Here is an 11,389-nt window from a genome sequence, read left to right as displayed (position 1 = left end):
CGCGGCCACCGTGGTTTTAACCAGGCCGTCATTGACGGAAAAGACTGTGACGAAGTTCATGACGTCTGGCGTTGCGGAACACCTTCTTGAGGCTCACTCCGTTCCCGCAGGCGCGCAAACACGGCGCTCAGAGAGTCCGGCTGCTGAGGAGCGATGACAGGTTCGGGATCGAACTGAAGGACCGGCTGTTCGGGGGCGGCTTGCAATACCGGAAGAGATCCGGACACGGCAGCGGGGACGGCTGGCGCAATCAGCTGCGGCGGCGCGGCGGGGGCCACTTCAGTCACATCGGTGGGAAGAACGGCTTCAGCCTCGCGAGCCGAGTCGTCCCGGGTCGTGTCCCCTGGCGACGAGGTGGTCTGCATGGACCAACGCCCACGCGAACCTTGCCCCTGCTCTATTCTTTCTATTTCTTGATAATGCGACGGGCTCACGCCCAACATCTGGAAGAGATTCGAAATGTCTGATGCACTGCTCATACGCCATCCCCGTCGAACTGGCCATATTGTTTGTTGCAGACTGCACCGCGTACCGGTCGGGCAATTTGCTGTAATTTTTACTTAGGAATAAGGATAACCATTATTTCCGTTACATCATCGCGTCCGCCATAATAATTCCCAAATCGTGAGGCGGCACCGTTGATACACTCGCCCTTTAGAGACCTCTTCATGAGAGCCGCGCGCAAGCCTTATTTTTCAGCCAAGGCAACCGAGGGCCCCGCCGCTGCGGTACGAGCGTGTAACTCATGAGATACCGTTGCGCTCAGGACGAGCGGCGCGTATTGTACAGCGGAACTTAATGCGTGGACCCAAACAATTCCTATCTATATATCGGCTATTCCAGAGCAAAGTTAAGCGTTTTAATTGTTAAATATGGTCAGTCAAACGTTTGCTTTTTATTGGGCGTCCGATTATTCCCGAATTTGCGCTGGGAATCGGTTTTGAAAAGCGCGCCGTGGTGTTACGGACTGTCGTCGCGCCCGAGCATCCACACCCCAATGCGGGTCGACGTCGAGCAGCAGCCGTGTCGTCACACCGAGCGTGCCCGACAGATGAGCAACCGACGTGCATACGGTAATGACCAGATCGAAATTGCCGACGAGCGCCGCCGACTCGTCGAACGACTTCAGCTCTTTCGTGCAGTCGACGACATCCAGTCCGTCGGACGCCGCGTTACGAGGGCCGACGTCGGAAATGTAACGCGGGACCGGTCGATAATCGCATCGTACGTCTATCAGGACGTGAAGAACGTCAAGGCAAACGACATGCGACGCGCTCCAGCATCGCTCGTATTCGCAGCGGTCCAGGCTTCACGCCGAGTTTGTCGGCAAGTTGCACGAGCGGCAGAAAACGCCGCTGCAATTTTTCTGTGTGATTCTGCGCGATGTCCGCTATCCGGTGCTCAAGAAACGGATTGAGTAGGCGCTCGCGTAACTCGACGAGATAGGCGAGAGCCTGCTCGCGCTGACCGAGGACCGCAAATGTCGGGAGCACATCTTCCGCCCAGACAGTTTCCAGGCTGGCGCGTAGTATCGGGTCGTTCATTGCCTGACATACGGTCTCGTCAACCGGTCTGCGGTCCTCTAGCCACCGCTCCGCCAGATAGCTGTGACCGAGATTGAGCAGGAACAACTTCAGGCGCTCGAAGTGCTGCAGATCGTCAGTCAAAACGATGTTTTCATGAGTGCAGGGTAGAACCAGCCCCGGCTGCTGCTCAATCGCCCAGAGCGCATACGGTTCGGCAACGGCGCCCACCGGTTCGATCGCCTGCGAAACGATGCGGTCGACGAGCGAATTGGCCCATATGCAATGCGTTCGAAGGTAGGTAGTGAACGGCTCCGGCAGCCGCCACTTTACCGCGAGAGTCACGACAAGTTCGCGCAACGTATCGCCGTTATTGACCACGAGTTCGCATGGAAAAAGGGAGAGCGGCGCATCAGGGTTTCGTTCCCAACGGGCATGAAGCAACACCAGCAGCTTGGCCGGAAAGCTCTGTGGCACGCGCTCCGGATGATTCACGAGCGTCGCGGTATCTCGGTCATCAAGCCGGAACCCCCTGTCTCCCGTATTGGAAACAATCACTTCGACGTGCTCTGCCACGGCGTCTCGCACTTGTGCCCAATGAGACTCGGCGTGCCATGCTGCGCGCACCGCGTTGCCGCTCAGCATCTCGTCCACCAGCACGCCGTGACGCATACCTCGAACCCGTACCGGATATCGCCCGCCCTCTGCCAGCGCTGCAATACGCTTCTGACTGGACTGGCTGCTGGTGGTCTGCACGACTGTAATGCCACCGAGCGCGGCACCCCGCGTCATGGCTTCCGAAACAAACAGGTCGACATGCGCCTGAAGAAAGCGGCTAGTGCCGAACTGGAGAATTGGCTGGCTCATGGCAAATATCCGATATGCGTCAGAGTCAGCATTCGATGATGGCTTTCACTACACCTGCGGACGGTTCGAGCAGTTTCGAAAATTCGGCAGGAACATCGGCAAGCTTCATCCGGTGCGTGTTGAGTGCCGCATCGGGCACCTGACCGGCACGCATGGCCCTGAGCACAGTTTCGAAATCTTCCGCAGTCGCATTGCGGCTTCCGATCAAGGTGGCTTCGCGCTTGTGGAACTCCGGATCGGAGAAAGTGATCTTGTCTCTCACCACGGAAATCAACACGTATTTCGCGCCGTGCGCAATAAACTCAAAGCCGCGCTCCATGGCAGCCGGATTACCCGTCGCATCGAAGACCACATCGAAGAATTCGCCGTCGGTGAGTTTCGCCAGCTCGTCGACGTCGGTATCACCGATTTGCACAGTAGCCGCCACTTCAATTTTCTCAGCGCAGAAGTTGAGACGATCGAGCCGTGTATCGAGCGCCGTCACCGTGGCCCCGCGCAGACGTGAAAAGATCATTGCGGCCATACCGATCGGACCTGCACCGACCACCAGCACGCGCTGTCCCGCCTGAACGTCCGCGCGACGAACGGCGTGCGCGCCAATGGCGAGAAACTCGATCATTGCCGCCTGATCGAGCGTGATTCCTTCAGCCTTGTGAACGAACTGACGCGGCAAACTTAGATACTCCGTCAATGCGCCATCACGATGCACGCCCAATACCTGAATGTTCACGCAGCAGTTCGTTTTTCCGTTCCTGCAGGCAATGCACTGACCGCATGACAGGTAGGGCATCACGTAGACCGGGTCGCCGGCGTCCAGGCCGGAATCCGTGTCGGCTTCTTCGACCGTGCCCGACAGTTCGTGTCCCATCACGCGGGGGTAGGCGAGAAATGGCTGATTGCCGGTAAAGATGTGCAGGTCGGTGCCGCATACGCCGACGCGTCGCACGCGTAGCAACACTTCGCCGCGATCGCGCGGTGGCCGTGAGCGCGTCTCAGCGCGTAGTACGCCGGGAGTTTCACAAATAATAGTGAGCATGAGGTTTCCTTTTTCAGCTACAGAACCCGCGAAGCCATAGTGCGGTTTCGATGCGAGCCCGGTTAATTTGTTTCTTCATGGCGAGGTCAAACGAGTGCCGTGTCGAGACAACGCTATTCGAGGTAAAAGACCTCTTCCATCTGTGCCCAGTGTTCCGACGGCGCACGACTCACCAACGGTTTCTGGCACGGGCTGCACAGGCTCCACCAACGTTGTGTTTCCGGGTCGCTCGCAATCTCGGCCATATCGCTTTCATAGTCGGTTCCGACGTATTCCCAGTAACCAAACAACAGGTTCTCGGGCTCCCGCAGGAAAATCGAGTAGCGGGTGACATTCGAGCGTTTCAGGCGATCGAGCACCGTCGGCCACACCTGCGCATGCAAGCGTTTGTATTCGTCGATGTGCTGCGGATCGATACCGATGACCATTCCCATTCGTTGCACTACGTTCTCCCTATTAATGGTGATGTGCGTCGATACACAGGCTCACTCGACCACCTCGGGCACAGGTGCGGTGTCCGCGATCAGACCGTCCGACTTCAGCTCCTGCCACAATCCGGCTGGCAGCGCCTGCTCAAACCACGCGACGTTCTGCTGGAGTTGTTCGACACTGCGCGCGCCCACCACGCACGACACAACCGCAGGATGCGCAAGCGGAAACTGCAGTGCCGCGGCGGGTAGCGGAACCTCGAATTCGCGGCAAACCTCAGCCAGCCGGTTGACGCGCGACACGACACCGGCGGGGGCGTCCCCGTAATTGAACTTGCCGTTACCTGCCAGCACGCCAGAATTGAACACACCGCCGACCACGATCGAATTCCCATACCGTACGCAATTGTCGAGAAACGGCGCGAGACAATCCTGCTCGAGGAGGGTATAGCGGCCCGCCAGTAACGTCACATCGAGTTGTAATTCCTGCATGGCTTCATGCGCGACCTGCCACTCGTTCACGCCGAGGCCGATAGCTTTGACCACCCCCGCATTGCGCAGCGTGTCGAGCGCGCGGAAACCGCCCCCTTCTGTAAGCTGTTTCCAGAATTCGACGTTTGCATCCCCATGTGTCATTCGACCGATGTCATGCACATACAGCAGATCGATCTGCGCAATACCGAGACGCTGCTGGCTGTCTTCGAAAGACCGCATGACGCCGTCGAAGCTGTAGTCGTAGTGCGGCCGGAAAGGAAGCGGCTCAGCCCAGCCGTCGTCGCCGCATTGAACAGTCGGATCCGGCCGAAGAAGCCTGCCGACTTTCGTACTCAGCACGAACTCGTCGCGTGGCCGCGCTGACAACGCGTTGCCCACGCGGCGTTCCGAAAGCGTGTAGCCGTAGAACGGCGCAGTGTCGAAATAGCGCAGACCGAGCGACCATGCTTCGTCCATCAGCGCGCGCGCCTGTTCCGGCGGCATCGTGCGATACAAGCCGCCAAGTTGCGAACAGCCCATACCCAGTGCGCTCAGTTGCACCCCGGCACGCGATACCTCACGCAGATCACTTGCTTTCATCAGGAATTCCGTTCCCAGGGATTCATTGCTGGATGTTCAACGCTTCACCGCGCGTCTTGAGTAGCGCTGGGCTCAAGGGCGGACAACGCCGTCTGGCGTCGTCCGCATCGCGCTTCAATACAAGACATTCTTCGCGGCGGGCTGATCGATGTTGTCCTTCTCGACCATCACGACACCGGTATCCAGTTGCTTCGTAACCGGCTTGTGTTCGATGACATCCACCGCCGTTTTGACACCCTTGTAGCCCATCTGGTACGAGCCCTGGACAGCGATGGCCTGGATGGTTCCGTCCTTGATGAAGCCCTGGAGGTCCTGGTTGCCGTCAAAGCCGATCGCGACGACCTTGCCGGCTTTCCCGGACTGCGCCAACGCGCGCCCCATTCCCACAGCAGTCGGTTCATTTGCACCGAAGATGCCCTTCAGATCCGGATTGGCCGACAGCACGTCGGTCGTCTGATTGAGCGCGGTCGCCATCTGCGACTGCGAGTAGAACGGTCCGACGATCTGCAGCTTCGAGTGCTGCGCGAGATACTTCCGGAACCCACCCACGCGGCCAATCTCGGAACCGGCGCCGGCGACGTACGACATCACAGCGACTTTCCCCGTCTGTCCGACACGGTCGATCATCGCTTTCGCGCACAACTCACCGGCCTTGGCGTTATCGGTCGAGAGAAACGACTGGTAATACTGCTTGCCGGAATCGGACACGAGCGAATCGATCAGGACGACCGGAATTTTTGCCTCCCAGGCCTTCTTCATTGCCGGGATCAGCGCGTCGGGATCGGACGGCGCGAGCACGATCGCCGCGACATGCCGGTTCACCGCGTTCTCGACCATATTGACCTCGTCCGCCACGGCTGACTCGGTCGCCGGTCCCTGAAACGTCATCGTGTAGCCGTTCAGCCCTTTCATGCCCTCTGTTGCGCCCTTTTGCACGTTCTGCCAGTAATTCGAGTTGGCCGTCTTGACGATCACGGCGATCTCTCCGCCCGCCGCATTCGCGTGCGCCGTCGCTGCGGTCAAAAGTGCGGCGGCCAATGCCAGATACATCTTTCTCATGTCTCACTCCTTGGGTTGGTGATTGCACTGCTTTGTTGGACTTCTCGAATGGCTTCATTCGATGTGCTTCATCGACGGTTTCTGACCTGGTCGATCCAGACCGTGCCGAGAATGACCAGTCCGATGATGATTTGCTGGATGAAACTCGATACGCCGTTCATGTTCAGGCCATTGCGCAGCACCCCGATCACAAACGCACCGATGGCCGTACCGGAGATCGTGCCGACACCGCCCATCAGGGACGTCCCGCCAATCACGGCGCTGGCGATCGCATCGAGTTCGTACATGACGCCTTCGTTCGGTTGCGCCGTGACGAGCCGCGACATCAGCACACAACCCGTCAGACCGGCGAGCACGCCGGACAGAACATAGGTAAACAAGGTGACGCGGCGGACATTGACGCCGGAGAGCCGCGCGGCTTCGGCATTCGATCCGACTGCGTAGATGTGGCGGCCAAGCGAGGTGCGCGTCAGCATGATCGACACGGCCACCGCCAGCACGACCATGATGATCACGGGATACGGGATCCCCGGAAATACCGTATCGGGGAACCCGTCTGCCCCGATATGCGAGATGCGGAACAACGCGCCGTTTCCGAGTTCGCCGAACGCGTCGCCGAGTCCCGAAACCGGGCGTGCGCCAGTGATCTGAAGCGCGAGACCACGCGCGACCAGCATCATGCCGAGCGTGGCGATAAAAGGCGGCAGACCCATACGCGTGACGCACAGGCCATTGACGAATCCGCACAGGCCGCCCACCACGACGCCGCCGAGCATGCCGAGAGGAATCGGCACGCCAGCCTTGACGAGCAACGCGGCGACCACACCGGACAGCGCGAGTACGGAACCCACGGACAGGTCGATTCCGCCCGTAATGATCACGCAGGTTGCCGCCACGCCGAGATAGGCAATCGACGTCACCTGCAAGGCCACTGTCATGCCATTGTCGACCGAGAAGAAAGCCGAACTGGTCAATGAAAAGACGGCCACCAGCATGATCAGACTGCCGAGCGCGGCAAATTTCTGAATCAGGTCGCGACGCCGGAGCTTCGCGCTGGTGTCGACAGTAGTGGTCTGTTCGGATGTTATTTCAAGCATGATTTCGTCCCGATGCGAAGTGCATGATTTCTTCCTGATTGGTGTGGCGCGTCTCCAGGATCGTGGCGATCCGGCCTTCGTGGAATACCGCGACGCGATCGGACATGCCGAGAATTTCAGGCAATTCCGAACTGATCAGCACAACGCCGATGCCCTGCGCGGCGAGCTGGTCCATCAGCGTGTAGATCGCGTATTTCGCGCCGACATCGATCCCGCGCGTGGGCTCGTCGAAAAACAGAATCTTCGATTTGCGAAACAGCCATTTGCCGATGACAACCTTCTGCTGATTGCCGCCGGACAGGTTGCGCGTGAGTTGATGGACCGTTGGCGTGCGGATCCCGAGCGTTTCGACGTAACGCTGTGCGATGGCCGCTTCTTCGGCGAAACGAATGAAGCCGGCGCGACCCGACACCGCCTCGATATTGGCCAGCGTGATGTTGGTCGCGACCGGCATCTTCAGCGCGAGACCGTCGCTTTTGCGGTCTTCCGACAGATACGCGATACCGTGGCGAATCGCATCGATAGGCGAGCGGATCGAGACGCGCTCGCTCCCGATATGAATCTCGCCGCCGTCCGGTTGGTCAGCGCCGAAAATCGCCCGTGCCACTTCGGTCCGGCCTGCGCCCATCAAACCGGCGAAGCCGAGAATCTCGCCTCGCCTCAGTTCGAACGAAACCGGCCCAAATGCCGGTGCGCGCGACAGATTGTCGACGCGCAGCAGCACGTCCTGCGACGGGACCGAGCGGCGCGGCGGGTACGCATCGTTCAGCGCCCGGCCGACCATTCGCGCAACGATTTCATCCATGCTGGTCGCCGCGAAATCGTCGGTTGAAATGTGGTGCCCGTCGCGCAGCACCGTCACGCGGTCGACAATCTGCTTCATTTCATCGAGACGATGAGAGATGTAGACAATGCCGACCCCGCTCTCGCGCAACTCCTTGATGATCCGGAACAGGTGCATGGTTTCGGATTCCGTGAGCGACGAAGTGGGTTCGTCCATGATCAGCACCTGGGCGTCGAGCGAGAGCGCCTTGGCGATTTCGACCATCTGTTGCTGGGCGATCGACAGCGTCCCCACCAGCCTCGTGGGCGGCAACGACAATCCAATGCGGGCGAGCGCGCGCTGGGCGTTCCCATTCAGTCGTGCGCGATCGATGAACGGCCCGCGTTTGGGCTCGCGTGCCAGGTAGATGTTTTCCGCAATCGACAGGTGGGGCACCAGGTTCAGTTCCTGGTGAATGATCGCAATGCCTGCTTCCTGTGCCTCGAGTGACGACGCGAACCGCCTTTGCATGCCGCGAAAAACGATCGTGCCGGCATCCGGCTGGTATTGCCCGCTGACGATTTTCATCAGGGTCGACTTGCCCGCGCCGTTTTCGCCACAAATTGCGTGCACTTCGCCGCGGCGCAATTGGAAGTGCACGTCCTCCAGTGCAACGACACCGGGAAACCGCTTGCCCAGTCCGCTCAGTTTCAATAGCTCCGGGGATTCCTTTAACGCGAAGCCGTCCACCACGCGCGGGGCCAGGTCAGTGCTCAGATCTGTCACACGTGTCTCCTTCTTTTGTGTAGAGGCGCTGCCGTCGGTCAGGCCAATCTGATGCAGATTAAAGAATAAATGGCGATTTTGGTCAAGCCAATTTGCAAGATACTTCTTCTGGCCTTACCAAGGGCAAACCCGAACTGTTCCTGCGAAATGCGCTGAAAACCTTGTCAGGCTTGCGTGGTAGACTTTGATCGCTGGTCGACGGACGACCCGGGCCATTTATCCTTCCGGCAGCAAAATGAAACAGACCGAGCCAAAGCGGCTTTACCAATTGGTCGCCGACCAGATTCGCGGCCTCATCCACGGAGGGGATTTCCCGCCGGGGTCGAGACTGCCGCCGGAGCGCGAGTTGTCGCAGCAACTGGGTGTTTCGCGCCCGTCTCTGCGCGAGGCGTTGATCGCACTGGAAATCGGCGGCAGCGTCGAGACCCGCATGGGTTCGGGCGTCTATGTGCTCGAAACCGCAAACGAACGTGAGGGGTCACTGGCTGTATTAGGCGAAAGTCCGACGGAAATCATGCAGGCCCGGGCCGTAATCGAAGGTAGCCTCGTCGTGCTCGCCAGCACGCGGCTTACGGCCGGCTCTCTGGACCGGTTGCGGCGCAGCGTGGATGCGATGCATCGCCTCGCCTCTGCCGGCAAATCTCCTCTGGAACCGGACCGGCAATTCCACCTGATCATCGCGGAAACGGCCGGCAATACGGTGTTGAGCCGGTATGTGGCCGATCTGTTTGACGCGAGGCGCGATCCGATCGGGGCGAGGATTAGCGAACTCGTCGAAAATACGGCCACATGGATGGCTGCGGTCGAGGAGCACGAAAATGTTCTGCATGCACTGCAAGCAGGAGACCCTATTGCTGCAGAAGCGGCGATGCGATCGCATCTGAAATCTTCTGAAGAGCGGTGGGTCGGAAGTGACATCAAGAAAGTTGCGCCCAACGATGCCGACGGTAAAGCTGGCCGCGTGCGACTGGGTTGAGTTGCGAAGTCGACCGGTGTTCCTTCAGCTCGGCCAGTTCCCTGCGCAATCCTGAACATCGCCGTGAGGCCCACCATGAAAGCAGCACTTGTCGCCACAACGTAACGGCGTTCGACGATATTGATAACCGTTGAACATCAATGCTTCAGAAAATTGCACTTCTCGTTCGGGGCGTCTTGAGCAAATATCGATGCTCAAGAAGTTCATAAACGCGTCGACAGAGAACGCATCGGAGACAGGCGCGAAACGCACAACAGCGTTTCGCCGCATTCCAGTGCAACCCGGTCACGGGTGCCGCCAACGGTAGCCGATGCCGATCTCGCATGACCCACCTCGCGTTGTGAATCCTGCCGCCGCTTTCAAGCGAGTCCACGGCAGACGAGCATTTCGCGCCTTGCACAGCGAGCTACGCGAACTCAGTACCTGCTTCAATCGTCATTGCCTTGAATTTCAGGAGACACTCATATGCAGATCACCGGAATGTTGCACGGCGCGCGCCTATTGCAATTCGTCGGATTCCCGGCCAGCGAAGTGCTGGGGCCGAGCGCCAGCGAAGAGGAGATAAAGTCGCTGATCGACCGCCACGGGCAGGTCTTTATCAAGCCGGTATTCAAGGGCGGCGTGGGCAAGAAGGGCAAGGCCGGGTTGCTCGGGCGCGCGACAGATCTCAAGACGGCGCTCGCCGAGAAAGAGCGGCTGTACTTCGCCGAGCACGTCGTGGGTCATGTGAGGGCCAAGGCGAACGGCGTCACGTTCGAAGCAGGCGTACCGGCCAAACATGAAGTCTACTTCTCGATCACCGATTCCACCCGCTTTCGCGCTCCCACCATGACGCTGTCGCACGCGGGTGGCATGGACATCGAAGAGGTCGATCCAAAGCACGTCGCAATGGTGCCCTTTGATGCATTGACCGGCCTGAAGGCGTTCGTCGTCGCGAATGCGTTGAGCGAGATCGGCGCGCCGCGCGAAATCATTTCCCCGCTCGTGCAGCAATTGCCGAAGCTCTGGGAGCTCTTTCACGACTTCGGCATGACGACGCTCGAGCTGAATCCGATCCGCATGCGCGAGGACAAGAACGGTCGGCTCACACCCGTGGCCTGCGACTTCAAGTGCGGGTTCGACCGTGACGACCCGCGCTTCTCGCGCCTCGGCCTGCCTGCTCACCTGTTCGCTGCCGACTACTCGGACTTCGAGCAGGAGATCAACCAGCTTCGCACGCACCAGGGTCAAAGCGATGTCTATGTGATCAATGACAAGGGAACGATCCTCGCGCCCACGTTCGGCGGCGGGGCCAACTCGCTCGTCACGGAGATGTTGGGCGACGCAGCCATCATCTCTTCGGATTTCGGCGGTAATCCTCCCTACGAAAAAATGAAGGAAGTGGCGCGCATCTGCTTCCGGCATTGGCTGAAGCAGTCCAACGTACTGTTCATCATTGGCGGCAAGTCCAACAACACCGATATCTACGAAACACTGCGCGCGATGGCCGATGCGCTACGCGAGCACTTCAGCGAGCACGGTCCCACCCCGCTTTATGTCGTCCTTGGGCGCGGCGGTCCAAACCTTGTTCGTGGCATGTCGGCACTGCGCGACACCTGTGATTCGCTCGGTCTTCCCTATCGCCTGTTCGGCTTTGACTCCGACATCAGCGAAGTGATCCAGTACGCACGGAAGGCCGATGCGTGGATGCAATCGGGAGGACGCGCGCAGGTCGCAGCGCGCATCGGCGCGCGTCAGACGCAACCGCAGGCGGATACGGCAAAGGCGTAAGGAGATCGAC

The 11,389-nt window shown here is 59.4% G+C and carries 10 protein-coding genes and 1 pseudogene; 2 read left to right on the top strand and 9 right to left on the bottom strand.

From position 1 onward, the window contains the following. Positions 1 to 56 precede the first annotated feature (56 nt). The 9 genes and pseudogenes from bcsR to OKW26_RS09035 form a co-directional block, all read right to left on the bottom strand. Positions 57 to 479: a BcsR/BcsP family cellulose biosynthesis protein gene (gene bcsR / locus OKW26_RS09075; RefSeq protein ID WP_429353363.1), complete on the bottom strand. Its 423-nt coding sequence runs from the start codon at positions 477 to 479 to the stop codon at positions 57 to 59. A gap of 484 nt (positions 480 to 963) precedes the next feature. Further along, positions 964 to 1,159: pseudogene (locus tag OKW26_RS09070) on the bottom strand (tetratricopeptide repeat protein); the annotation flags it as partial. Positions 1,160 to 1,250: 91 nt separating this feature from the next. Beyond that, complete coding sequence (locus tag OKW26_RS09065) at positions 1,251 to 2,390, bottom strand: mannitol dehydrogenase family protein (protein WP_429353362.1); 1,140 nt, start codon at positions 2,388 to 2,390, stop codon at positions 1,251 to 1,253. Between the two features lie 25 nt (positions 2,391 to 2,415). Beyond that, positions 2,416 to 3,426, bottom strand: coding sequence for a zinc-binding alcohol dehydrogenase family protein (locus OKW26_RS09060; RefSeq protein ID WP_184066226.1), 1,011 nt, complete (start codon positions 3,424 to 3,426; stop codon positions 2,416 to 2,418). A gap of 113 nt (positions 3,427 to 3,539) precedes the next feature. After that, complete coding sequence (locus OKW26_RS09055) at positions 3,540 to 3,854, bottom strand: L-rhamnose mutarotase (RefSeq protein WP_090806617.1); 315 nt, start codon at positions 3,852 to 3,854, stop codon at positions 3,540 to 3,542. A 57-nt stretch (positions 3,855 to 3,911) separates the two neighbouring features. Beyond that, positions 3,912 to 4,928, bottom strand: coding sequence for an aldo/keto reductase (locus tag OKW26_RS09050; RefSeq protein ID WP_187610742.1), 1,017 nt, complete (start codon positions 4,926 to 4,928; stop codon positions 3,912 to 3,914). Positions 4,929 to 5,042: 114 nt separating this feature from the next. Next, positions 5,043 to 5,987: an ABC transporter substrate-binding protein gene (locus OKW26_RS09045; RefSeq protein ID WP_429353361.1), complete on the bottom strand. Its 945-nt coding sequence runs from the start codon at positions 5,985 to 5,987 to the stop codon at positions 5,043 to 5,045. Positions 5,988 to 6,055: 68 nt separating this feature from the next. Then, the gene (locus OKW26_RS09040; RefSeq protein WP_184031637.1) at positions 6,056 to 7,084 is read right to left on the bottom strand and encodes an ABC transporter permease; all 1,029 of its coding nucleotides are present in this window, start codon (positions 7,082 to 7,084) and stop codon (positions 6,056 to 6,058) included. Continuing rightward, positions 7,077 to 8,624 carry a sugar ABC transporter ATP-binding protein gene (locus OKW26_RS09035; protein WP_429354197.1) on the bottom strand — a complete coding sequence of 516 codons (1,548 nt, stop codon included), beginning with the start codon at positions 8,622 to 8,624 and terminating at the stop codon, positions 7,077 to 7,079. The genes OKW26_RS09040 and OKW26_RS09035 overlap by 8 nt, the downstream gene beginning before the upstream one ends. A 244-nt stretch (positions 8,625 to 8,868) precedes the next feature. Here OKW26_RS09035 and OKW26_RS09030 point away from each other — a divergent pair, with 244 nt between their 5' ends. Next, positions 8,869 to 9,609, top strand: a complete 741-nt coding sequence (locus tag OKW26_RS09030; RefSeq protein ID WP_429353360.1) for a FadR/GntR family transcriptional regulator — start codon at positions 8,869 to 8,871, stop codon at positions 9,607 to 9,609. Between the two features lie 465 nt (positions 9,610 to 10,074). Then, entirely contained in the window at positions 10,075 to 11,379 is a 1,305-nt protein-coding gene (locus OKW26_RS09025) for an ATP-grasp domain-containing protein (protein ID WP_090806627.1), read from the top strand. Positions 11,380 to 11,389 lie beyond the last annotated feature (10 nt).

The organism is Paraburkholderia sp. 32, assembly GCF_050435345.1.
Classification (GTDB): domain Bacteria; phylum Pseudomonadota; class Gammaproteobacteria; order Burkholderiales; family Burkholderiaceae; genus Paraburkholderia; species Paraburkholderia tuberum.
Note: the sequence above shows the minus strand (reverse complement) of the source record. Positions and strands in the feature narration are given on the sequence as shown.